At 69.2% G+C, this 22,490-nt stretch carries 20 protein-coding genes; 13 read left to right on the top strand and 7 right to left on the bottom strand.

What is annotated here, in order from left to right:
- Nucleotides 1-20 precede the first annotated feature (20 nt).
- From ABS78_RS04410 to ABS78_RS04395, 4 genes are read right to left on the bottom strand one after another with little or no spacing between them, the layout of a single operon-like run.
- Nucleotides 21-935 carry a hypothetical protein gene (locus ABS78_RS04410; protein WP_293375399.1) on the bottom strand — a complete coding sequence of 305 codons (915 nt, stop codon included), beginning with the start codon at nucleotides 933-935 and terminating at the stop codon, nucleotides 21-23.
- On the bottom strand, nucleotides 932-1,747 hold the full coding sequence (locus ABS78_RS04405; protein WP_293375397.1) for a 4Fe-4S dicluster domain-containing protein: 816 nt from the start codon (nucleotides 1,745-1,747) through the stop codon (nucleotides 932-934). Before ABS78_RS04405 ends, ABS78_RS04410 begins: the two co-directional genes overlap by 4 nt.
- Nucleotides 1,748-1,764: 17 nt before the next feature.
- Nucleotides 1,765-2,904, bottom strand: a complete 1,140-nt coding sequence (locus ABS78_RS04400; RefSeq protein WP_293375395.1) for an enolase C-terminal domain-like protein — start codon at nucleotides 2,902-2,904, stop codon at nucleotides 1,765-1,767.
- 46 nt (nucleotides 2,905-2,950) lie between these two features.
- Complete coding sequence (locus tag ABS78_RS04395; protein ID WP_293375393.1) at nucleotides 2,951-4,150, bottom strand: serine hydrolase; 1,200 nt, start codon at nucleotides 4,148-4,150, stop codon at nucleotides 2,951-2,953.
- Nucleotides 4,151-4,305: 155 nt separating this feature from the next.
- Between ABS78_RS04395 and ABS78_RS04390 the strand changes: the two genes are divergently transcribed.
- From ABS78_RS04390 to ABS78_RS04335, 12 genes are all read left to right on the top strand, one after another.
- A complete protein-coding gene (locus ABS78_RS04390) occupies nucleotides 4,306-5,460 on the top strand; it encodes a TonB-dependent receptor plug domain-containing protein (RefSeq protein ID WP_293375391.1) in 1,155 nt (384 codons plus the stop codon).
- Nucleotides 5,445-7,229, top strand: a complete 1,785-nt coding sequence (locus ABS78_RS04385; protein ID WP_293375389.1) for a TonB-dependent receptor — start codon at nucleotides 5,445-5,447, stop codon at nucleotides 7,227-7,229. The genes ABS78_RS04390 and ABS78_RS04385 overlap by 16 nt, the downstream gene beginning before the upstream one ends.
- Nucleotides 7,230-7,246: 17 nt before the next feature.
- A complete protein-coding gene (locus tag ABS78_RS04380; RefSeq protein ID WP_293375387.1) occupies nucleotides 7,247-7,939 on the top strand; it encodes a hypothetical protein in 693 nt (230 codons plus the stop codon).
- On the top strand, nucleotides 7,936-9,600 hold the full coding sequence (locus ABS78_RS04375; protein ID WP_293375385.1) for a sulfatase-like hydrolase/transferase: 1,665 nt from the start codon (nucleotides 7,936-7,938) through the stop codon (nucleotides 9,598-9,600). Before ABS78_RS04380 ends, ABS78_RS04375 begins: the two co-directional genes overlap by 4 nt.
- Nucleotides 9,575-10,621 carry an alpha/beta fold hydrolase gene (locus tag ABS78_RS04370; protein WP_293375383.1) on the top strand — a complete coding sequence of 349 codons (1,047 nt, stop codon included), beginning with the start codon at nucleotides 9,575-9,577 and terminating at the stop codon, nucleotides 10,619-10,621. The genes ABS78_RS04375 and ABS78_RS04370 overlap by 26 nt, the downstream gene beginning before the upstream one ends.
- A 38-nt stretch (nucleotides 10,622-10,659) precedes the next feature.
- Complete coding sequence (locus ABS78_RS04365) at nucleotides 10,660-11,562, top strand: haloalkane dehalogenase (RefSeq protein WP_293375381.1); 903 nt, start codon at nucleotides 10,660-10,662, stop codon at nucleotides 11,560-11,562.
- Nucleotides 11,559-11,990: a hypothetical protein gene (locus ABS78_RS04360; protein ID WP_293375379.1), complete on the top strand. Its 432-nt coding sequence runs from the start codon at nucleotides 11,559-11,561 to the stop codon at nucleotides 11,988-11,990. The genes ABS78_RS04365 and ABS78_RS04360 overlap by 4 nt, the downstream gene beginning before the upstream one ends.
- Before the next feature lie 2 nt (nucleotides 11,991-11,992).
- Entirely contained in the window at nucleotides 11,993-13,096 is a 1,104-nt protein-coding gene (locus ABS78_RS04355; RefSeq protein ID WP_293375377.1) for a DUF2855 family protein, read from the top strand.
- Between the two features lie 35 nt (nucleotides 13,097-13,131).
- Nucleotides 13,132-14,472, top strand: coding sequence for an MFS transporter (locus ABS78_RS04350; protein ID WP_293375375.1), 1,341 nt, complete (start codon nucleotides 13,132-13,134; stop codon nucleotides 14,470-14,472).
- A gap of 149 nt (nucleotides 14,473-14,621) precedes the next feature.
- Nucleotides 14,622-15,332 (top strand): GntR family transcriptional regulator, encoded by a 711-nt coding sequence (locus tag ABS78_RS04345; protein WP_293375373.1) that lies wholly within the window; start codon nucleotides 14,622-14,624, stop codon nucleotides 15,330-15,332.
- A gap of 171 nt (nucleotides 15,333-15,503) precedes the next feature.
- Nucleotides 15,504-17,051: a long-chain-fatty-acid--CoA ligase gene (locus tag ABS78_RS04340; protein WP_293375371.1), complete on the top strand. Its 1,548-nt coding sequence runs from the start codon at nucleotides 15,504-15,506 to the stop codon at nucleotides 17,049-17,051.
- Nucleotides 17,052-17,064: 13 nt separating this feature from the next.
- On the top strand, nucleotides 17,065-18,105 hold the full coding sequence (locus ABS78_RS04335; protein ID WP_293375369.1) for a glutathione S-transferase N-terminal domain-containing protein: 1,041 nt from the start codon (nucleotides 17,065-17,067) through the stop codon (nucleotides 18,103-18,105).
- A gap of 91 nt (nucleotides 18,106-18,196) precedes the next feature.
- On the opposite strand, the gene ABS78_RS04330 is transcribed toward ABS78_RS04335, so the two are convergent.
- Nucleotides 18,197-19,192 (bottom strand): glutathione S-transferase family protein, encoded by a 996-nt coding sequence (locus ABS78_RS04330; protein ID WP_293375367.1) that lies wholly within the window; start codon nucleotides 19,190-19,192, stop codon nucleotides 18,197-18,199.
- A 152-nt stretch (nucleotides 19,193-19,344) separates the two neighbouring features.
- On the opposite strand from ABS78_RS04330, the gene ABS78_RS04325 reads away from it, so the two are divergent.
- Nucleotides 19,345-20,400, top strand: coding sequence for an MBL fold metallo-hydrolase (locus tag ABS78_RS04325; protein WP_293375365.1), 1,056 nt, complete (start codon nucleotides 19,345-19,347; stop codon nucleotides 20,398-20,400).
- A 6-nt stretch (nucleotides 20,401-20,406) separates the two neighbouring features.
- On the opposite strand, the gene ABS78_RS04320 is transcribed toward ABS78_RS04325, so the two are convergent.
- Together ABS78_RS04320 and ABS78_RS04315 are read right to left on the bottom strand one after the other, a co-directional pair.
- A complete protein-coding gene (locus ABS78_RS04320; protein ID WP_293375363.1) occupies nucleotides 20,407-21,072 on the bottom strand; it encodes a TetR/AcrR family transcriptional regulator in 666 nt (221 codons plus the stop codon).
- 84 nt (nucleotides 21,073-21,156) lie between these two features.
- On the bottom strand, nucleotides 21,157-22,440 hold the full coding sequence (locus ABS78_RS04315) for an MFS transporter (protein ID WP_293375361.1): 1,284 nt from the start codon (nucleotides 22,438-22,440) through the stop codon (nucleotides 21,157-21,159).
- Nucleotides 22,441-22,490 lie beyond the last annotated feature (50 nt).

Here is a 22,490-nt window from a genome sequence, read left to right as displayed (position 1 = left end):
CGCCGACGCCGCCCGCCGTATCACGCCCGCGCGGCCGGGCTGGCGCGCCCCGTGCTCTCGCGCCCCAGCCAGGTGGGCCAGGTCGGCAGCACCTGCTCGCCCGCGCAGCGGAGCAGGGGTTCGGACTCGAGCGCCGCACGCCAGGACTCCAGCGCCATCACCGCCAGGCCGAACAGACCCTGGATCGCCACCACCCGGCCGACCTCCCGCGCGCCGCCCATCATGGGTTCGCCCAGCATCGCTGGGACACCCGGCCCCGAGGGCTCGACCCGGAAAGGCAGCAAGCGGCGGACCGCGGCCGACGGGCCGGCCTCCAGCGTGGGCAGGCCCAGCGACTCGAGCCGCGCGGGATGCAGCGCGCTCAGCCCGTGCAGGCCGGCCTCGAACACGTCCAGCCGCGCGCGCCCGAACGCCTCGCTCCCGGGGACGCCCAGGCGATAGGCGTGCGCCCGCCACTTGCCTTCGTGCCGCCAGGACAGGCTCTCGCGCGCCTCGACCGGCCGCAGCACGCGGCTGCCCAGTTCGTGACGGCGCGGGTCGGCGTAGCGGATGTAGGGCGTGCCGTCGTCGAACACCGACTGGTTGTTCAGCAGCCCGAAGACGCGCCATCGACCGCTCTCGTCGACCACGTCCACACCGTCGCCGCCCCGGGCGCGGAGAAGGTCGATCCAGACCGCCGCCTGACCGCGGTCGCAGTCGATCAGGAGGTCGCCGTCGTCGGGAACCACCAGCATGTCGCCGGCCACCCGACCTTCGGCGTCCACCACCGCCCCGTAGGTCGCCGCCCGGACACCCTCGGGGATCTCGTTGGTGAGAAGACTCTGCAACGCCTCGCGTCCCTTGCGGCCGCGGACCCGCAGGACCCCGCGCGACATCAGGTGGTAGGCGTCGTCCTCCACCAGCAGTTCCGCGAAGCGGTTCGACCCCTCGCTCAAGGAGCGTCCACCTGGTCGTAGTCCGCGACCGGCTGAGCCGGGAAATGGACCTTGGCGACGAGCGGGCCGTCGCCGATCTCGGAGTGATGGGTGGAGTAGCTGCAGACCTTCTGGCAGAGCCCGCAGTTGTCGACCATGTCGCGGTACATCTTGCAGCGCATGCCATCGACCTCGTAGCGCCGGCCCGGGCCGGGCGAGGAGATGGCGCCCACCGGGCAGATCTTCACGCAGTCCAGGCAATGGGTGCAGTCGTCCACCGGATCGATGCGGACGGTGGTCTGCAGCGGCGCCTCGGTGAGCACGCAGGTGAGGCGGACGCGGGTCCCGAACTCGGGCGTGATCAGGAAGCTGTGGGTGCCCACGGTGCCCATGCCGGCCGCCTCGGCGATGTGGCAGTACGACAGCGTGGCCTTCAACTGGCCGGGGCGGAACGGCAGGCCCCGGCTGGGCAGCGCCAGGGTGCGGAACCCCTCCTGCTTCAGCATCCGCGCCAAAGCGGAGCTGGCGTGGTCGAGTTCGGACGTCACCTGGACCACGTGCGGCGAGAGCAGCGCGCCGGTCTTCACCTTGCCCGCGTACTTGGCCGGCGGCTTCACGAGGTTGACCGTCTCCGAGGCCATCTCGTTGGCCAGGAGCACCGCCGCCTTCGCGGTCGGCAGGAAGGCCTGGACGCCGTAGATGAAGTCGGGATGCGACTCGGGCGTGACGGCGAGCACGCCCATCAGGTCGGCTCCGATCTCGCGCCGCACCCGGTCGACCCAGGCGCGGCCGTAGGGCTGGTGCGGCCGGTTCAGGGTGTCGATGACGTTCATGGCCTTCCTCCCCTGCTTCAGGCCGCGCGCTTCGCGGAGAACGAGACGCCCAGCGACTCCAGCTTGCGCTCGTCCACCTCGATGCCGCAGCCAGGGCCCTCGGGCAGGAGCGCGTGCCCGTCCTCGATGGTCATGGGCGACTTCAGGATGTCGTCGGTCAGCTTGTCCGAGCCGATGAACTCGGCGGCCGGCTTCACCGCGGCGTGCGAGCAGGCGAAGTGCAGTTCGGCCAGCGCCTGGAGGCTGGTGCCGATTCCCTGGCCGATCAGCACATCCACGCCCGCCGAGGCGCAGATGGCGGCGATCTGCTGGCTGCGGCGATAGCCGCCGGTCTTGGCGATCTTGATCTTCACCGCGTCGGCCGCGCCGGCCTTCACCACCCGCATGGCGTCCTGGACGCTGTGGACCGACTCGTCGGCCATCAGGGGGGCCCCGATCTTCGAGCGGATCTCGGCCATACCGTCCACGTTCCAGCCCGGCACCGGCTGTTCCACGTGCTCCAGGTCGTAGGGCTCCAGCTTGCGGATCAGACGGATGGCCTCGGGCACGGTGAAGACGCCGTTGCCGTCCAGCCGCAGCTTGATGTCGGGCCCGATCTCCTCCCGCACGGTGCGCACGCGGACGACGTCGAACTCGGGGTCGGTCTTGGCGCCGATCTTCAGCTTGATCGTCCTGAACCCCCGATCGACCAGCTTTTTGGCCGTGGCCGCCATACGGTCGGGCGTGTCGTGCCCCACGCCGCCCGAGAGCGCGAAGCGGTCGCGCACCCGCCCCCCCATCAGGTCGCAGACCGAGCGGCCGATGCTGCGGGCGGCCGCGTCGTGCACGGCCATCTCGACGGCCGACTTGGCGAACAGGTTGCCCAGCTCCCAGGCCTTGTCCATCACCGCCACGACCCGCTCGGTGTCCATGACGCACACGCCCTTGAGCGCAGGCGCGAACGTGCGCTCGACGATCCCGATCATCCCCATCGGCGTGTCGGGGGCGTACCAGCCGGGGGTCAGGAACACCTCGCCGTATCCCTTGACGCCCTGGTCGGTCGTCACGGTGACGATGAGGCCGTAGTACTCGTCCCCGCCGTCCTCCATGGGCCCCATGCGGTAGGGGATCTTGGCGGCGATGCGGACGATGCTGGCGGTGATGTCGGCGATGTTCATTCGGGCGCTCCCTGGGACGCGAAGGTTTTGCGGGTTCGGATCGGGTTCACTGGCTGCGGAGCGCCGCATCCACGATGGCGCGGAACACGGCGTTCTCCTCGGCGTCGGTCGGCGGCTTGTCGCCGTTGGCGGCGAGCTGGGCGACGACCACCCCCCGCTTGCGGTCGACCCACAGGATCTGACCAAAGGCGCCCAGCGCCATCGACTCGTCCTGGTGGCCCTGGGGAACCCAGAACTGCATGGCGTAGCCGCGCGCCTTCTCGCCCGGTTCCTGGAACGGCGCCGAGGGCCGGGTGACGAGGTCGGCCCACCCCTTTGGCGTCAGGGGCTTCCCGCCCACGACGAGGTCGTCGAGGTAGAGCTGGCCCAGATGCGCGAAGTCCTGGAGCGTCGCCTGGAGGCAGCAGTGACCGAAGTTCACGCCCTCGGGTCCGCGCGCGTGCTTCGACCAGGACGCCCCGCTCGAGAAGCCGGCGGGCGTCCACAGCTTCTCCTGGACGATGTCGGCGTAACGCTTCCCGTAAGCGCCGCGCAGAACCGCCGACAGAACGTGGGTGTCGGTCGCAAGGTAGTTGAAGTCGGTCCCCGGCGGAACGCGCGGCCCGCGCTCGGCGGCGAAATCATCCAGGTTCTTGCCGCCCAGCAGGGCGAGGTACATGTCGTTGCGGTTGGGGCGGCCCTGGTCGTGGAAGAACTGGATGCCTGACGACATCATCGCCACGTGCCGGATCGACACGGGACCATAGGTCGTCCCCTTGAACTGCGGCGCGTACGTCTCGACGGGGTCGTCGATGCTCTTGATCTTGCCCTCGCGCACCGCCACGCCGAGCACGGTGATCGTGTAGCTCTTGGACGCCGACCAGAGGGAGTGCTGCGTCGTGGGTCCCACGCCGTTGCGATAGGCCTCGAAGACGACCTTGCCGCCCTTCAGCGCCATCAGGCCGTTGACGTTGGCGCGGGCCATGTAGTCGCCCACCGTCGATTCCCGCCCCTCGAACACATAGGGCGTCGCCTCCAGGGGCTTCACGTCGCGGGCGTAGGCGCGAGGCCGGGGCGAGGGCGTCAGGCGATCCACCGGGAAAATCCGGTCGTAGTGGGTGAACACGTCCACCCGGTCGTCCGGCCGGGCGATCCGGAACCACTGGCTGGGATCGTTCTTGGGCTCCTCTTCCGCCTGCGCGGACCCGGCCGCCACGAACGCCAGAACGATCGCCGCCGTCCGGCCCGCCCCAAAACCTCGCCCCATGGCGCTCCCTCTCAACACGTCCGCACGCTATCGTGCATTTCGACAACTGTCTTCTGTTGACAGTTTTATGCGACAAGGCAATGGTTCGCGCAATAGGAATAAGAGTCCCGGTTCACATTCTCGCGAAGCCGGGCCATGATGGGGGAGGAAAGAACGTGACCCACAGATCGCGGCTGTTTGCTTCGTCGGTCGGCCTGGCGGCCTCAGGGCTGCTCGGCGCCGCCGGGGCGGCCCAAGCTCAACCCGAGTCACGCTCCACCGTGGAGGAAGTGGTGGTGACAGGCTCGTACATCCGGGGAGGCGTGCAGACGAACGCCCTGCCTGTCGATGTGCTCACCGCCGAAGACCTCCAGCGCCGCGGCTCGCCGACGGTCGTCGACCTGCTCAAGAACCTGCCGGCCAGCAGCGGCGTGCTGGGCGACAGCAACCAGTTCGACAACCGGGCCCTGGCCTCTGAAGGCACGGGCAGCGTCAATCTGCGGGGCATCGGCCCCCAACGGACCCTGGTGCTGTTGAACGGCCGCCGGATGCCGATCAATCCGGCCGGACAGGGCGGCACGGGTGTCGTCGACACCAACATGATCCCGGTGGCGGCGATCGGCCGCCTGGAGGTCCTGAAGGACGGCGCGGCCGCCACCTACGGCTCGGACGCCATCGCCGGCGTGGTCAACTTCATCACCCGGCGCGACTTCAAGGGCCTGGAAGTCAACGCGGACTATTCGGCGATCGAGGGCTCCCGCGGGAACTGGGGCCTGTCGGCGACCTACGGCTGGGTGGGCGAACGGGCCAACGTGCTGATCAGCGCGGGCTGGCAGCACCGTTCCGAGTTGTCGGTCCGCGACCGCGACTGGGCGGTGAAGTCCTATGCCGACAACCCGGAAGGGGGCTGGAATCCCATCTCCAGCCCGCACAGCTTCCTGCCGCTGGCGGCCAACGGGCTGAACCCGGCCGGCACGCCTCAACGCGACGTGGCCTGTGCGCTCCTGGGCGGCTTCGCGGGCTTCGCCAACGCCACGACGCCGGCCTGCCTGGCCCAGGCGACGCCCTTCGACAATCTGGTCGAGAAGGAAGAGCACTATCAGGTCTACGCCGAGGTCAATTTCGACTTGCCCGGCGACGTCCTGCTGCACGTCGAGGGGCTCTGGGGGCGCACCGAGGTGCCCCGCTGGGCGACGGCTCCATCCTACCCTGCGCTGGGCGTGCCCACGGCCGAGGCCCAGGCCATCCCGGCCCAGGCGGGCGCCTACTATGTCCCCGCCAGCCACCCGGGCCTCATCGCCTACCCGCCGGCGGCGTGCGCCTGCTGCTGAATCGGCCCTTCGGCCTGGGCGGCAACCCGATCTTCGACGACGGGGGCGCCAAGGGCGTGCGCGAGTACGAGCTGTTCCGGATCTCGGCCGATCTGCGCGGCCGGGCGTTCGGCGACAGGCTGGGCTGGAACCTGGCGGTCACCTACGGCGAGGACGACGCCTACAACACCGCCTACGACACGCTCATCAACCGCTACCAGCTGGCCCTGCGCGGCCTGGGCGGGCCCAACTGCAACCGTGCGCTCAACACGCCCGGCCAGAACGGCTGCCTCTATTACAACCCCTTCTCCAACGCGATCGCCGGCAACCCCAACACCGGCGTCGCCAATCCCGGCTACAACCCGGCCGTCGCGAACAGCGAGGAGGTGACGGCCTGGTTCTTCCAGGAAGGGTCGGCCAGCCTGCTCGCCACCACGCTCGTGCTCGACGCGGTGTTCGACGGCGAGACGGGGATCGACCTGCCGGGCGGCCCCGTGAGCTGGGCGGCCGGCGCGCAGTTCCGCCGCAACACGCATGAGACGGCCTTCAGCGCGTTCCGGGACAACCTGGTTTCGCCTTGCGTGAATACGCCGGACTTCGGAGTCACGACCTGCACCGGCAACGCCCGCGTCGGACCGTTCGCCTTCACCCCCACCGGCCGGCCGCAGGACATCTCCAGCGAGGTGAAGGCGGTGTTCGCCGAGCTGCAGCTGCCGGTCTCCGACCGGCTCCAGGCCCAGCTCGCCGCCCGGTTCGAGGACTACGGCGGCCAGGCGGGGACCACCTTCGACCCGAAGTTCGCCCTCCGCTTCCGCGCCACCGACTGGCTGGCCTTCCGCGGGTCGGCCTCGACCACCTTCCGCGCGCCGCCGCTCACCCAGCGCAACTCCGACATCGCCAGTTCGCTGCAGAGCATCCTGGGGTCGTTCCGGACCATCGACATCCAGGGCGATCCTGCACTGAAGCCCGAGACCGCGACCACCTATTCGGTCGGCGTGATCCTGACCCCCGGCGCCCTGCGGGCCACCGTCGACTTCTGGCGGTTCGACTTCGAGAACCCGATCGCCACCGAACCCGTGGCGGGCCTGGTCTCGGCCGTGTTCCCGAACGGCGCCGCCGGGACCAACAACTGCGCCAATCCCGCCTTTGCGGAACTGGTCGGCCGCTTCACCTTCAACGGCGCGTGCGGCGCGGCCAACATCGGCCGGCTGCTGGTCCGCAACGCCAACGGCGCCGACCAGACGCTGGCCGGCGTGGACGTGGGCGCAGAGTACCGCTGGCGCGACATCTGGGGCGGGGACGTCGCGCTGGGCGCCAGCCTGACCCACGTCTCGAAGTTCAAGGTCGGCAGCACGCGCATCGCCGGCATCGAGGTGGCCCCCGCCTTCGACGGCGCTGGCGCGCTGAACGCCCAGACCAGCATCTATCCGATGCCCGATCTCAAGGGTTCGGCCTTCGCGGAATGGAGCAACGACCGGCTGAGCGTGCGCTGGACGCTCAACTACATCGGCAAGATGGAGGACCGGCGCTCGGGCGTCTTCGATCCTCTGATCTACCGCGACGAGCGCAATCAGCTCTTCACCGTCACGGCCGGCCAGACCGTGAAGGCCTTCGTCACTCACGACATCGCCGTCCGCGCGGAACTGCCCTGGCGGACCCGGGCGTCGCTGTCGGTCAGCAACGTCTTCGACGAGGCGCCGCCGTTCGCGCGCCTCAGCCTCAACTACGACCCCTTCACCGCCTCGGCCGTCGGCCGGGTGGTCAAGTTCGCAATCAGCAAACGCTACTGACGAGGAAAGAGCACCCCATGATGAGCTACGGAACGCCCAATACGGATTACATCCGGGGCTGGCGGCAGCGGACGGATGACACCCGTCCCATGTGGGCGCTCAACCTCATGCGCTACCATCCCGTGGCGCAATATCCCGATGGCCGGCAGACGACGCTGTCCGGCTGGGAGGCCGACGACCTCTATTCGCCTCAGGAAGAACTCGGCCGGGTGGGCGCGTTGGGCGCGCTGCGTGCGCCGGTGGTCCATCAGCTCGTCGGCGACGGCGCCCGCTGGGATCGCGTGGCGATCGCCAAGTATCCGACCCGGGTATCGCAGCTCGACATGCAGCGCCTGCCCGAGTTCCAGGAACGCCACATCCACAAGATCGCCGGCATGGACTTCACCATCGTGCTGGCGACCTTCCGGCCCGACGGCGCCCCGCCCGCCCCGCCCCGGCTCGGCGAAGCCCCGATGCTGCTGGTCCAGGTGGTGGCCGACCGCAACGCGCCCGACTACGCCGAAGGGCTCGACGCCACCCCGGTGGCCGTCTTCGACGTCGAGGACACCATCATCGGCGACTCCCGGAAGTACGCCCAGTCGCGCATCCACATGCTGTCGGCCACGGTCGGCGACCAGCTCAAGAGCCGCCGTCGCGTGGACAGCGCCGACTCCTACGTCCTGCTGGTCGAGATCGAGCGCAACCTGCTGGTCGAGGCGCTGGGGTCATGAGGGCGCGCAAGACCCTGATCACCCTGGGCGCGGTCCTGCTGGTCGTGGTGGCCCTGGGCGCGGTCGCGGCCGCCAACTTCCGTTCGATCATCCTGTTCGTGGTGGGGTCGCGCGGGAAGGAAAATCCGGTCGCCAACATCGAGGTGGCCTGGAACCGCGGTCCGGACGCGCCCGTGGCCGGAGACCGGCCGCCCAATATCGTCTTCATCCTGGCCGACGACCTGGGGATCAACGACCTCTCGACGTTCGGCGGCGGTGTCGCGGGCGGTACGGTCCCCACGCCCAACATCGACGCCCTGGCCGCCAGCGGCGCGATCATGTCCCAGGCCTATTCGGGCACCGCGGCGTGCGCGCCGTCCCGGGCCATGCTGCTGACCGGCCGTTATCCCACCCGGCACGGGTTCGAATTCACGCCCACGCCCGGCGGCATGCAGCGCATCATGACGATGTTCTACAACGACGGCTCGCGGCCCCACGACATGCTCCGCGACGCCAAGGCGGAAGCCGCGCAGCCGCCCATGGCCGAGCAAGGGCTTCCGGGCTCCGAGATCACGGTCGCCGAGGTGCTGAAGGCCCGCGGCTATCACACGGCCCATATCGGCAAATGGCATCTGGGCGGCGGTAAGGAGTTCGGCGCCAACGCCCAGGGCTTCGACGAGAGCCTACTGATGGCGAGCGGGCTGTACCTGCCCGAGGACGACCCTCAGGTGGTGAACGCCAAGCTGCCGTTCGATCCGATCGACAAGTTCATCTGGGCTCGGATGACCCACGCGGCCTCGTTCAACGACGGGCCGGTGTTCTCGCCGCGCGGCTACCTCACCGACTACTACACCGACGAAGCGGTGAAGGTGATCAAGGCCAACAGGAACCGGCCGTTCTTCCTCTACCTGGCCCATTGGGGCGTCCACAGCCCGCTACAGGCGTCCAAGGCCGATTATGACGCCCTGTCGCACATCCAGGATCACCGTCTGAGGGTGTACGCTTCCATGGTGCGCGCCCTGGACCGCAGCGTCGGCCGCGTGATGCAGACGCTCCGCGAGGAGGGCCTGGCGGACAACACCATCGTGGTCTTCACCAGCGACAACGGCGGCGCCGGCTATATCGGCCTGCCCGACGTCAACAAGCCCTACCGCGGCTGGAAGCTGACCTTCTTCGAAGGCGGCATCCGGGTGCCCTACTTCATCTCGTGGCCGGGCAGGATCCAGCCGGGCACGCGGCTGGAGGACCCCGTCAGCCACATCGACTTCCTGCCCACCGTGGCCGCAGCCGCCGGGACCACGCCGCCCACCGACCGACCGATCGACGGCAAGAACCTGCTCCCCTGGCTGATGGGCCCGCGGCCGGCCGCGCCGCCTCACCAGGCCATCTTCTGGCAGGACGGCTTCTACCTCGCGGTGCTCAAGGACGGCTGGAAACTCCAGACCTCGGACAATCCGAAGAAGGACTGGCTGTTCCATGTCGCCGTGGACCCGACCGAGCAGACCAATCTGGCGGCCTCCAACCCCGCCAAGGTCGCCGAACTCAAGGCGGCCATAGCCGAGCACCGCCGCGGCGGACGCTCGGCCCTGTTCCCCGCCACCGGCGCCATGCCGGTGACGATCGACAAGACGCTCGAAGAGAAGGCGACGACAGCCGATGAATATATCTACTGGCCTGGCTGAGGCGCACGCGCCGGCGGATCGGCTCGAAGTGCACGAGACCTACGCCGGCGTCCCCTTCGTCCGCGCGCCCGAGCCCGCGTTCGAGGGGCTGCCCGATTATCCGTGGGCGCCCCGCTACGTCGAGATCGACGGCCTGCGCATGCACTATGTGGAGGCCGGTCCGTCGGACGGCCCGGTCGCCCTGCTGATGCACGGCATGCCGACCTGGAGCTACCTGAACCGCCACCTCGTCGCCGCACTGGCGGCGGCGGGGTACCGGTGCGTGGCGCCCGACCACATCGGCTTCGGCCGGTCGGACAAGGTGATCCTGGACAGCTGGTACTCGATCGCGCGCCACGTGCGCGCCATGGCCCAGCTCGTCGCCGAACTGGACCTGCGCGACATCACTCTCTTCTGCCAGGATTGGGGCGGCCCGATCGGGCTGGCCCAGGCCGCCGAGTTCCCGGAGCGCTTCGCCCGCCTGGTGGTCATGAACACCTGGCTGCACCACGACGCCTTCGACTACACGCCGGCGGTCCGGCGCTGGAACGCCGGCTGGCATCCCGGAGGCTTCTACGCCGGCAATGTGCCCGAGCGCCTGACCATCGGCTGGCTGATGATGGCCGCCACCGGGCGCACGACCCGCGAGGCGCTCGCGGCGATGGCGGGGGGCCAGCCGGCCCCGGCGCTCTCGCCCTCCGACGACGCCGTCCGCCGGGCCTATGACGCCCCCTTCGAGGGCCTGGGCCACGCCGGGCACGCCGGCGCCCGCCGGTTCCCCCTCTCGATTCCGTTCGACAACCCGGAGGGCGGCGCGGCGGCCGATCAGGCCCGCCACTTCGAAACCCTGCTCGGCTGGACCCGGCCGATCCACTTCATCTGGGGCGCCGAGGACGAGGTGTTTCCCGAGGCCTGGGGCCGCGCCTGGGCCGGACGCTACCCGCACGCCACCTTCGACCTGCTGCCCGACGCCGGCCACTTCCTCCAGGACACCCACGGCGCCCGCATCGCCGAACTCGTCCTGAAGCACGCCCGCGCCTAGCTCGCCCCGCCCACACTCCCCGCAAGAAGACGGATCCCATGGACATCGTACGCACGCCCGACAGCCGGTTCGAGAACCTGCCGGACTTCCCCTACGCCGCGCACTACACCGAGATCGACGCCGGCGACGGGACACCCCTGCGCATCGCCTGTGTGGACGAAGGGCCACGCGACGCCGCGCCCGTCCTGCTGATGCACGGCAACCCCTCCTGGAGCTTTCTCTATCGCAAGATGATCCCCGGCCTTGTGGCCGCCGGCCACCGGGTGATCGCGGTGGATCTGGTGGGCTGCGGGCGTTCGGACAAGCCGGCGCACAAGGCGGACTACACCCTGGCCCGCCACTATCAGTGGATGGCCGACTGGCTGATGGCGATGGACCTGAAGGACATCACCCTCTTCTGCCAGGACTGGGGCGGCACCATCGGCCTCTACCTGGTCTCCCAGCACCCCGAGCGATTCGCCCGCGTGATCGCCGCCAACACCGGCCTTCCGCGGGGCGAGGGCGAGAGCGAGTTCATGAAGATGTGGGTGGGCGTCATGCGCAACGCCACCGCCTTCCCATGGGACCGGTTCGGCCCCGCCAAGGCGCACGCCATGTCCGACGCCGAGGCCGCCGCCTACCAGGCCCCGTTCCCCGACCCGAGCTACGAGGCGGGCGTCACCCAGTTCCCGGTGCTGATCGCGGTCCAGCCCGACAACCCCGGCGCGCCTCTGAACCAGGCGGCGTGGCCGAAGCTTTGCGCCTACGACCGCCCCTTTCTGACCCTCTGGGGCGGCATGGATCCCGTCGCCCGCGGGGGGAACGTGAAGCTGCAGAACAGCATCGCCGGCGCCAAGGGCCAGCCGCACCACGTGTTCCCCACCGCCGGCCATTTCCTGCAGGAGGACGTGCCCAACGAACTGGTCGAGCACATCAACGCCTTCATCGCGAGGACGGCATGAATCCCCTCCTGCCGCGGCTGGAAGGCGAAGGCTACGACGGCCGGGCGGCCCGGATCTTCCTGGGACTCATGGCGCTGCTCACCATCGTGCCGGGCCTGATCCACAGCTACCTGCCGGACGGGGGCGCGGGCGTGATCGCGGGCCTGGAAATGGGCGCCCGCCGGGAGTCTGTGGTGGGCCTCTTCGCCTGGAAAGGCGCCACCCAGATCCCCTTCGGCATCGTCCTGCTGGTCGTGGCCCTGCGCTATCCGGCGCTGACGCCGCTGTTCCTGCTGATGCTCCTGATGGAGCGCGGGATGCTGATCGCCCGGTGGTGGGTCTATGCGCCCCCGTCGTCCGGACACCACCCGCCCGAGCACTACACCAGCCTGGTCGTCTTCCCGCTGACCGCGCTGTTCCTCGCCCTCTCGCTGCGCCGGAAGGCCTGACCATGCCCGACCCGACCCTTAAGCAGATCGAGGTCGTCCGCGACGACTTCGCCCGCAGCCGGATCACCGAACACGCCTTGCCCGACCTGGCGCCGGGCCAGGTGCTGGCGCGGATCGACACGTTCGCCCTGACCGCCAACAACGTCAGCTACGCCGTCTCGGGCGACATGTTGGGCTACTGGCGGTTCTTCCCCTGCCCCGAGCCGTGGGGTGTGCTGCCGGTCTGGGGGTTCGCCACCGTGGTCCGCTCCCGTTGCGAGGCCCTGGCCGAGGGCGAGCGCATCTGGGGCTTCCTGCCCATGGCCTCGCACGCGGTGCTCGAACCCGGCGAGGTGAGCGAGCGGGGCTTCGCCGACGTCGCCGCGCACCGCCAGGGACTGGCCGACGTCTACAATCGCTATCAGCGCACCCGCGCCGACCCGCCGGAACTGGCCGGCCTGGAGGCCGAGCGCTCGGCCCTGGTCCCCCTGTTCACCACCAGCTTCATGATCGACGACTTCCTGGCCGACAACGACTGGTTCGGGGCGCGTCAGCTCCTGGTGCTCAGCGCTTCGTCCAAGACGGGCTTCGGCCTGGCCGACCTCGCCGGCCGGCGCGACGGCAAGCCCGTGCGCGTGGTCGGCGCGACCTCGGCTGGCAACCGGGACTTCGTGGGATCTCTGGACGTCTGCGACCAGGTGGTGAGCTACGACGAGATCGAGACGCTGGACCCGCAGGTTCCCACCGTCGTGGTCGATATGGCCGGGTCGGCCGAGGTCCGGGCCCGGGTCCACGGCCACTTCCGCGACCGGCTGACCCACAGCTGCGTCGTGGGCGTCACGCACTGGGACAAGCGGGGCCAGAGAGCCGATCTGCCGGGCCCCAAGCCGACGTTCTTCTTCGGTCCCGGTCAGGCCGCCAAGCGCGATGCGGAATGGGGTCCCGGCGTGATGCGTCAGCGGGCTCAGGTCGAGGCCCTGCGCATCGCGCGCGCCACCGCCCACCTCCGGACCGTCGAGGCGGTCGGAGGCGCCGAAGCGTGCCGGCGGGCGTGGACAGACTTGTTGGCGGGGCGCGTCGGGCCCGAGCGCGTGCTGATGCTCAACTTACACGACGACAACGGCTGACCGCGCGAACGCGCGGCGGCAGGGGAGGAATCATCATGACGGAATCCGTGGCCGCAGACGCGGCGCCTGTCACCATGCCTGAAACCCAGCGTCCTGCGCCCACCCACGACCCCGGCTTCCTGCGCCAGCGGCGCACGGCGCTGGTCCTGCTGTTCCTGGCCTTCACCTTCAGCATCATGGATCGCCAGATCGTCTCGATCCTGGCCGAGCCCATCAAGCTGGAGTTCGGCCTTTCGGACACCCAGCTCGGCTTCCTGGGCGGATTGGCCTTCGCCGCCTTCTACGTCACCCTCGGCCTGCCGCTGGCCATGATGGCCGACCGCGGCGGCCGCAAGACCATCATCACCTTCTCGCTGGCGACGTTCTCGGCCATGACCGCGATCTGCGGCCTGGCCCAGAACTTCTGGCACCTGCTGCTGGCGCGCTTCGGCGTCGGCATCGGCGAGGCGGGCGTGAATCCCTCCAGCCACTCGATCCTGGCCGACTACTACCCGCCCGAGAAACGTTCGGGCGTGATGTCGATCATCGCGCTGGGCGCCAACGTCGGGATGCTGCTGGGTCTCGTCCTGGGCGGGTTCGTCGCGCACCAGTACGGATGGCGCGCCGCGTTCTTCGTGGTGGGCCTGCCCGGCGTTCTGCTGGCCCTGGCGGTGCATTTTTTCCTGAAGGAGGCGCCGCGCGGCTTCTCCGAGGGCCGCGCCTCGGCCGCGGTCGAGCCGCCGCCCCTGCGCGAATCGGTCGCCTACTTCTGGTCCAACCGGGCCATGCGCCACCTGATCGCCGCCTCGATGGTGGCCGCCACCATCTCGTACGGCATGGGCCAGTGGCAGCCGGCCTTCTTCATGCGCTCGTTCGGGCTGACGCCGGCCCAGGTCGGCGTGATGCTGGCCGGCGTCTTCGGGGTCATGGGCGGCCTCGGCGCCGTCACCGGCGGGTGGCTGACCGACAGGCTCCAGCAGCGGCGCGTGCCGTGGGGCGTCTGGATGATCGCGGTGAGCCAGCTCGTCATGATCCCGTTCCAGATCGCGGCCTTCCTCTCGTCCTCGCCCTATGTGGCCCTGGCGCTGTTCGCCCTGCCGGCGTTTCTGAGCGGCTTCTACCTCGGCCCATCCCTCGCCCTGGTCCAGAGCCTGGCCCGGCTGCGGATGCGCTCGGTCGCGGCAGCGGTCAAGATGCTCTGCGTGAACCTCTTCGGTCTCGGGATCGGTCCCATGCTGATCGGCGTCTTCAGCGACATGCTACGGCCATCGCTGGGCCAGGAATCCCTGCGCTACTCCCTCATCATTTTTGCGGGAGCGCACCTCTGGGCGGCGGTCCATTTCTATCTGTGCGGCCGCAACCTCGAGGCCGGCCTGGCCGAGGCCCGGCGCGACTAGGATGCTTGCCCTCAGGATGGCGAGCGATGGGTCCCGCTCGGGTCCACGTGACGCGACCCGGCGAGTCGAGATAGCTTCAGGTCTCGAAACGCCGGGCCGTCCGGTCCGCAGAGCGCCGCTCAGGGTCGAATTTTGAGCCAGGATCGCTTTTGAGCCAGGATCTCCTCAGCGACGAATCCCTGCCCGAACAGATCGCGCGGCGGCTCACCCATGCGATCCTGGGCGGCGACTACCAGCCCGGCGCGCGTCTGCCCGAGCCCGAGATCGCGGCGCGTTTCGGCGTCAGCCGGGGGCCCGTGCGCGAGGCGTTTCACCTGCTGGCCCGCGAGGGGCTGGTGCAGTTCCGCCCCCGGCGCGGTGTGATCGTCACCGACCTCTCGGTCGACGAGACGCAAGAGATCTACGAGTTGCGAGGCCTTCTCTTCGGCCATGCCTGCCGCCTGGCCGCGACGCGCGCGACCGCCGACGAACTGTCCATTGTCCGAACCGCCTTCGACGCCCTGTCGGCCGCAGTCGCCCGCGACGCCGAGCAGCCCGACTTCATGGAGGCGCGGAACACCCTCGTCGCCAGCGTCTACATGGCGGCGCGCAACCGCACCCTGATCGCCGAGACCGAGCGCCTGAATCGCCGCGCCCTGCTCCACTTCGCCGTTTTCAACCGACCCGAACGCCGCCGCGAGTCGGTCGGCCTGTGGAAAGCCGTCGTCGGCGCGATCGAGACGCGCGACGGCGAGGGGGCGGCCGCCGCGGCCGTCACCATGGTCCGGGCCGCCGAGCGCGAGGTGATCCGCCTGATGGCCGAGCGCGAAGCCGCCCAGGCGGCGACTCAGCCCACATCGGGGATCGTAGTCCCCCGCTGAAAGTCCGCAGACGCCTCCGCCCCTGCGGAATCCTCGCCCCGCGTTTCTCCACCTCTCCAGCTCTTGCGGTTTTCGTCTCCAGCCGCGCCAAGGAATTCTCGGGAAGCCCCGCATTTCCGCCTTGACCGAAATAGGAATTTCGGTTCGCATAAGGAGAGGGAGAAACGCCGAATGGCCACCGAACTTTATGCGGATTTCGTGCGCGAGCAGGCGCGCATCCGCCCCGACGCCATCGCCTGCCGCTTCGAGGGCGCAGACCTTTCCTATGGCGCGCTGGACCGCCGGGCGAACCAGGTGGCGCTGGGCCTGATCGGCGCCGGCTGCCGGCCGGGATCCCGCGTGGCGGTGATGTCGAAGAACTCCGCCGCCTATGTCGAAATCCTCGGCGGGACTTTGAAGTCGTCCACCGTCCTGCTGGCCGTCAACTGGCGCCTGGCCCCGCCCGAGATCGCCTACATCCTCGAACACGGCGATGCGGAGATGCTCTTCGTAGAGGCCGAGTTCGCGCACGTCGCCGCCCAGGTCCGCGACAAGCTGCGCGGCCCGGCGCAGGTCATCGTGATCGACGGCGAGTCCCAGCAATCCTACGCGGCGTGGCGCGATGCGCAGATCGCCGACGACCCCCTTCTCCCCGCTCATCGGGACGATGTCTTCGTCCAGATGTACACCAGCGGGACCACGGGCCTCCCCAAGGGCGTGCAACTGACGCACGCGAACTACGCGGCCAGCTTCGGCGCCCTCGAGCGTCTGGCCTGGAACGCGGTGGGGCCGGACGACATCGTGTTCGCGCCGGCCCCGTTCTTTCATGTCAACGGTCTGAACGCCGTCCTCAGGTCGCTCATGGCGGGCAGCATGATGCTCACCTGCGACCAGTTCCGGCCGCCCCAAATCGTGGAGATGTTCGAGCGCGAACGCGTGACCCGCGCCGCGCTGGCGCCCGCCATGATCCAGATGTGCCTCGAAGTCCCTGGCGTCGAAGAGCGCGACTTCTCTGCGCTCACGCTCATCACCTATGGCGGCTCGCCGATCAGCGAGACGGTGCTCCGGCGCGCCCGCGATGTGTTCCGTTGCGATTTCGCCCAGGGCTACGGCATGACCGAAGCCTCGAGCGCCGTGGCGATGCTCTCGCCCGAGGACCATCGCGACGACAGCCGCCTGCTCGCCTGCGGCAAGCCCTTGCCCGGCATCGACGTGAAGGTGGTGCGGCCCGACGGAACCGAATGCGCGCCCCGTGAGGTCGGCGAGGTGCTGACCCGCTCGGCGGCCCTGACGCCGGGTTACTGGAAAGACCCCGAGGCCACCGCGCGCACCATCGTGAACGGCTGGCTCCACACGGGCGACGCCGGCTATTTCGACGAGGATGGCTATCTCTACATCCACGACCGGGTGAAGGAGATGATCGTCTCGGGGGGCGAGAACATCTATCCGGCCGAGGTCGAGAACGCGCTGGCCAAGAATCCCGACATCGCCGACGCAGCCGTGATCGGCGTGCCCGACCCGAGGTGGGGCGAAGCGGTGAAGGCCATCGTCGTAATCCGCCCCGGCGCCGCCCGGGACGAAGCGGCCGTTATCGCGGGGGTGCGGCAGCACCTCGCCGGTTACAAGGCCCCCAAGAGCGTGGACTTCGTCGAAACCATTCCCCGCAACCCGGCCGGGAAGATCCTTCGCCGTGACCTTCGGAAACCCTACTGGGCCGGCCAGGCCCGGGCCGTGAGCTGAAACGAGGCCCATGATGACCGACACCACCACCGACCTCGTGACCCTGAACGGGGTCCCGGGCTCGCCCTACACCCGCAAGATGCTGGCGCTGCTGCGCTATCGCCGCATCCCCTATCGGCTGATCCTCGCTTCGCACGGAGCGGCCGCCGGGCTCCCCACCACCAAGGTGAGCCTGCTGCCGACCTTCTACTTCAAGGACCAGACCGGCGCCCTCCAGCCCGCGACCGATTCCACGCCGATCCTCAGACGCCTGGAAGGCGAGCACGCCGGCCGTGAGGCGCGACCGTCGAACCCGGCGCTGGCCTTCCTCGACGCCCTCATCGAGGACTACGGCGACGAGTGGCTAACCAAGGCCATGTTCCATTTCCGCTGGGCCTACGCCCCCGACATCGCCCGCGCCTCGGCGATCCTGCCGGCCTGGACCCGCGGTCGCACGTCGGACGACAAGCTCAAGGTCATGGGCGACGAGATCGCCGGCCGGCAGATCCCGCGCCTGCGCTATGTGGGCTCGAACGAGGTGACCGGCCCGATCATCGAAGCCAGCTACGCCCGCTTCCTCGACGCCTTCGAAGCCCACCTGCGCAGTCATTCCTTCATGCTGGGCGCGCGGCCGGGCGCCGGCGATTTCGGCTGCTACGGCCAGCTCACCCAGCTCGCCCTTTTCGATCCCACCTCGATGGCCGTGACCGAGGCGCGGGCGCCGCGCGTCTTCGCCTGGACCGGCGCGGTGGAGGATCTCTCCGGCCTGGAGCCCACCGAGGCCGACTGGTTCGCGCCCGACGCCCTGCCCGAGACGACGAAGGCGATCCTGACCGAGATCGGCCGGGTCTACGCGCCCCTGCTGCTGGCCAACGCCAAGGCGCTGCGCGACGGCGCTCAGCAGGTCGAGACGGTGATCGACGGCGGCCGCTGGGTGCAGCAGCCCTTCACCTACCAGGGCAAGTGCCTGCAATGGCTGCGCGAGGAGTACGCCGCGCTGGCGCCTGCCGACCGTAAGGCCGCCGACGCCGCCCTCGCCGGCACCGGCTGCGAGGTGCTGTTCCAGGGTCTCTGAGACGCGCCGGACCCCGGGGTCCGGCCGGAAATGCAAAGGACGGAGCGGCGCGGGCCGCTCCGTCCTTTCGCGTTCCGGACCTCGCGCCTGCCTATCCGGCGAGCCAGCGGCGGCAGTCGGCCGCCTCGAGGATGGCGTCCAGCGTAGGCGTCCGGGCGCCGGCGTAGCGGGCCTTGAGCGCCGCCAGCGACTTCGCATGGTACTTCTGCGGCGGCTGAACGTAGGCGCGTCCGGCCAGGTCGACCGAGAACTCCGCCTGCCCCGACGCCAGGGCGTCGGAATTGGCCTGCGACCAAGGCAGGAAGTAACGGCCCACATAAGCCAGGACAGGCGCCAACGTCGGCGCCAGCGATTCCCAGCTCTCGAACGGGCCGTCGTCGCGCGGCTCCATCATCCGGTGGCACCAGGCCAGCACGCGAGGGCCGCGCGCCAGGATGCCGGCGCCGCAGGTGGGATCGACCGAAGCCTCGTAGATCTGGGCCGACAGGCCGAAGTCGCCGAACGACGGCCGCCCGCCGAACAGGTACTTCCGGTCGGCGAAATGCGGCTCCAGCAGGTCCAGCAGTTCGAACCAGTAGTCGCTGATCAGGTGCGCCGTCGCCTCGGAGGAGCCGACGAAATGGCCGCGGCCGGTCATCCGCTCCTGGATCATCTTCTGCCGCATCGCCACCTCGGCCGCTTCGGCCCGGGGCGCCGAGAGGCGGGCCAGGGTCAGCGCTGAGGCCTCCTGATCCACCTTGTCCCACCAGCGATGGTGGAACATCAGCTTGTTTCCCCACTCGTCCCCGAACTCCTCGAACAGCGCCGAGAGGAACGCCAGGTCGGGGTCCGAAGGGTGGATGGACGGCTCGGGATGCAGGGCGTCAACCTGCTCGATGATCGGCGTGGAATCCTGCAACCCCTCGCCCGACGGCGTGGCCACCGTGGGCACGATCGGGATCCGCGCGATGGCCTTGTACTCGGCCTCGTTGTCGCCGTTGCGTGCGATCCAGAGATGGGGAACGCCCTTGTAGCGGAAGTAGGACCGCACCTTCACAGAGTAGGGCGACATCTCCGACCCATAGATGCGGTAAACGCCTTCGCTCACGGACTTCCTCCTGATTTGCGCTCCGGTGGTCTTCGCGCTTTAACGTGAACCGGAGTTCCGATTATCATGGCGGGCGCTTCGACCCGCTGCAAGCCGCTTCGGGACCGTGGCGTAAAAACAATCCCGGCGACGGGAAATGGGAGGCGAGGACGATGGACAGGCGGCAGGTGATGGCGGCGATCGCCGCGACCATGGTCAGCCCCGTGACGGCGCACGCCCAAGGTCCGAATCCGGACCCCGGCCAAGGACGGGCGCAGGCTCCAGGCCGGGGAGGTCCCGACGGACTCCGAGTGGTGATGGTCGGCACTTCGGGGCCTCTGCCCGTCCGCGACCGCGCCAAGCCCTGCATCGCCATCCTGGCCGGCGAAGGCCTCTACCTGGTCGACATCGGCTCCGAGGCGACCGAGAACATGATGATGTGGCGGCTCCCGCTCAGTTCGGCCCGGGCTGTGTTCCTCACCCACATGCACTCGGACCACATCGGCGACCTGGGCGAGTTCAACATGCAGAGCTGGGTCCAGGGCCGGGCTCAACCGCTACCGCTGGTCGGGCCACGAGGGGTCGACAAGGTCGCCCGCGGCTTCAACCTGGCCTACGAGGACGACCACGCCTTCCGCCGCGCCCACCATGAGCGAGGCGAGTTCAGATTTCCGCTGGCCGCGGGGAAGCTGACGCCCAAGACGATCGCCATTCCGGCGAAGGCGACGACGGCCCAGGCGTGGCGAGACGGCGAGCTGACCGTCACCGCCATCCGCGTGGCCCACGAGCCGGCCGAGCCGGCGCTGGGCTACCGGTTCGACTACAGGGGCCGCTCGGTCTCGATCAGCGGCGACACCCGCAAGTGGCCGCCGTTCGCCGAAGCGTCGAGAGGCGTGGACGTCATGCTTCACGAGGCTCAGCACGACGGCATGACCCGACAGGTCTCCCAGGTCCTGAACAACACGGGCGCCGCTCGGACCAGCGCCCTGATGGCCGATACGCTCACCTATCACGCGACGCCGGTCGAGGCGGCCGAGATCGCCCGCGCGGCCGGGGCGAAACGGCTGGTGCTGTACCATCTCACCCAAGCCGGCCTGCCGATGTTCAATCCCGAGACGTTCGGACGAGGCATGGACGCCGGCGGGCCGCTCGACTGGCGGTTGGCTCGCGACGGCATGACCATCGACCTGCCCGCGGGCAGCGATGAGATCCGGTTCGGCCAGCTCTGAGCGCGGTCAGCGGGCCTCGTTCTCGAGGCCGAGGTAGCGGAGAAGAAGCAGGCCCAGTTCGTCGGCAAGGCGCGGATCGCTGATCTCGAAAGGTCCCGGTCCGTGCAGGAGTTGCGTGATGATCTGGCCGTGCATCATCCGGATCGCGAGTTGGGCCCGTTCGTCGAAGCCGGGCTCGGCCTGAATGCCCCGGCGCTCCAGGAGGCTGAGGAGCTGTTCGGCCTCGAAGATCTCGAGCCGGCGCATGGACGGCCAGACGCCCTTGCCGCGCAGGCTGAGTTCGAACAGCGCCCGGAAGTAGCCTTCGATGCGGCCCATCGAACGCGCAGAGTTCGCCACCAGCCGGCGGAACATGACGTCGAGCGGATCGGTCTCGCACGCCGGATCTCGGAAGAAGGTGGCGATGTTCTCCTCGGACCTCTCCGCCATGTAGTTCTGCAGGGCGAAGAAGAACGCCTCCTTGTCCTGAAAGCGGCGGTAGAAGCTTCCGACGGAACAGCCCGCCCGGCGCGCGATGTCGGCCACGTGGGCCTGCCAGAACCCATGCTCCGCGAAGACACGTTCCCCCGCCTTGAGCAGCCTGTCGCGCTGCTCCCGGCTGCGGGTCTGGTAGGCGGGCAGCGCCCAGGCCGGATCGGCGGATGGCGTGTCTTCTGGATTGTCTTTGGCCATCAGGGACGGGGTCTTCTCGATTCGAAACTCTGTTATCCTCTACCGCCTGCGCGTGCAGATTGCACAGGCTGAGGCGACGTCGCCTCAGTGGGCGGCCGGCGCTGCGGAATTCCTCGGCAGACGGCGCGCCGCCATCAGGAAGAAGATCACGGAGACCACTTCGCCGATCGCCGCCAGCGCAATGGCGTAGCCCAGGCTTCGGTTCCCGAACGTCGGGGCCAGGGCGTCGCTGGCGACACCGATCACCAGCGGCCCCAGGCCGAAGCCCACGAGCGCGATGATGAAGAGGGTCCAGGCCGAGGCGAACGCCCTGACCCGGGCCGGCGCGATGGTCTGGATCGTGCCGAAAACGGGTCCGGTGAAGCTGTTGCCGAGGAAGCCCGGGAGGATCAGCAGCACGATGGCCAGCGCCGGCGTCGGCGCCATGTAGGCGCTGATGAACAGAGGCGCGCGGACACCGATCATCAGGGCCGGCAGCCACGCGTACCAGCGATTGTCCCTTCGCCCCAGGAGATCGGCGAACCAACCACCGGCCAGGGTGCCGATGACGCCCGTGACGCCCGAGATCAGGCCCAGGGCGAGGCCGGCCTCGGCCGTCGAGAGGCCGTGGAAGCGGATCATGAAGGCGGGGTTCCACTGCAACGCGCCGTAGGACGTGAACGCGTGAAGCGCCGCGCCCGCCACCAGGTAGTTGAAGGCCGGGATGCGCATGAGCGTCCGCAGCGTTTCGGACGTCGATAGCGGGGCTTCGGTCGCGGCTACCCCCGAGCGCGGCGGCTCCTTCAATGTCAAGGCCACCACCACCGCCACGAGCACGCCAGGCAGACCGACGATGACGAAGGCCGTCCGCCAGTTGAACATCTCGTTCAGCCAGCCGCCCGCCAGCAGGCCGACGAGGATGCCGATCGGCACGCCGCAGGAGAAGATCGCCAGCGCCGTGGCCCGCTTCCCATGCGGGAAGATGTCGGCCAGCATCGAGTGTCCGGCCGGCCCCGCGCCCGCCTCGCCGATCGCCACCGCCGCTCGCGCCACCAGCAACTGTGGGAAGTTCATCGCCAGTCCACAGACGGCCGTGGCCCCGCTCCATAGCGCCAGGCAGCCCGCGATGATGCCCTTTCGGGACGTACGGTCGGCCAGGCGCGCGATCGGCAGACCCGCCGCCGCGTAGAACAGCGCGAAGCCGAGACCGGAAAGAAGACCGATCTGAGTGTCGGTAAGGCCAAGTTCCTCGCGGATCGGTTCGATCAGGATCGAAAGAACCTGCCGGTCGACGTAGTTGATCACGTACACGAGGAGCAGGAGGCCGAGCGCGTATCGCGCATAGCCGCGCGAGACACCGGTCGCGGCCGGTGGGGTCGTAGCCGTCATTGCTTCCTCCATTCTCGCCCAAAACGGAACAAGAATTCCTGTTCAATTTA

Origin of the sequence: Phenylobacterium sp. SCN 70-31 (assembly GCF_001724605.1) — a bacterium.
Taxonomy (GTDB): Bacteria; Pseudomonadota; Alphaproteobacteria; order Caulobacterales; family Caulobacteraceae; genus Phenylobacterium.
The sequence above is the reverse complement of the archived record's forward strand: the minus strand, read 5'-3'. Positions and strand labels throughout refer to the sequence as shown.

What these genes read in the sequence shown, in the direction of transcription:
- ABS78_RS04325 (WP_293375365.1), top strand. Translation starts at nt 19,345, where the DNA reads ATGGACAGGCGGCAGGTGATGGCGGCGATCGCCGCGACCATGGTCAGC.
- ABS78_RS04370 (WP_293375383.1), top strand. Translation starts at nt 9,575, where the DNA reads ATGAATATATCTACTGGCCTGGCTGAGGCGCACGCGCCGGCGGATCGG.
- ABS78_RS04365 (WP_293375381.1), top strand. Translation starts at nt 10,660, where the DNA reads ATGGACATCGTACGCACGCCCGACAGCCGGTTCGAGAACCTGCCGGAC.
- ABS78_RS04400 (WP_293375395.1), bottom strand. Translation starts at nt 2,904, where the DNA reads ATGAACATCGCCGACATCACCGCCAGCATCGTCCGCATCGCCGCCAAG.
- ABS78_RS04350 (WP_293375375.1), top strand. Translation starts at nt 13,132, where the DNA reads ATGACGGAATCCGTGGCCGCAGACGCGGCGCCTGTCACCATGCCTGAA.
- ABS78_RS04320 (WP_293375363.1), bottom strand. Translation starts at nt 21,072, where the DNA reads ATGGCCAAAGACAATCCAGAAGACACGCCATCCGCCGATCCGGCCTGG.
- ABS78_RS04315 (WP_293375361.1), bottom strand. Translation starts at nt 22,440, where the DNA reads ATGACGGCTACGACCCCACCGGCCGCGACCGGTGTCTCGCGCGGCTAT.
- ABS78_RS04380 (WP_293375387.1), top strand. Translation starts at nt 7,247, where the DNA reads ATGATGAGCTACGGAACGCCCAATACGGATTACATCCGGGGCTGGCGG.
- ABS78_RS04355 (WP_293375377.1), top strand. Translation starts at nt 11,993, where the DNA reads ATGCCCGACCCGACCCTTAAGCAGATCGAGGTCGTCCGCGACGACTTC.
- ABS78_RS04375 (WP_293375385.1), top strand. Translation starts at nt 7,936, where the DNA reads ATGAGGGCGCGCAAGACCCTGATCACCCTGGGCGCGGTCCTGCTGGTC.
- ABS78_RS04405 (WP_293375397.1), bottom strand. Translation starts at nt 1,747, where the DNA reads ATGAACGTCATCGACACCCTGAACCGGCCGCACCAGCCCTACGGCCGC.
- ABS78_RS04335 (WP_293375369.1), top strand. Translation starts at nt 17,065, where the DNA reads ATGACCGACACCACCACCGACCTCGTGACCCTGAACGGGGTCCCGGGC.
- ABS78_RS04395 (WP_293375393.1), bottom strand. Translation starts at nt 4,150, where the DNA reads ATGGGGCGAGGTTTTGGGGCGGGCCGGACGGCGGCGATCGTTCTGGCG.
- ABS78_RS04360 (WP_293375379.1), top strand. Translation starts at nt 11,559, where the DNA reads ATGAATCCCCTCCTGCCGCGGCTGGAAGGCGAAGGCTACGACGGCCGG.
- ABS78_RS04340 (WP_293375371.1), top strand. Translation starts at nt 15,504, where the DNA reads ATGGCCACCGAACTTTATGCGGATTTCGTGCGCGAGCAGGCGCGCATC.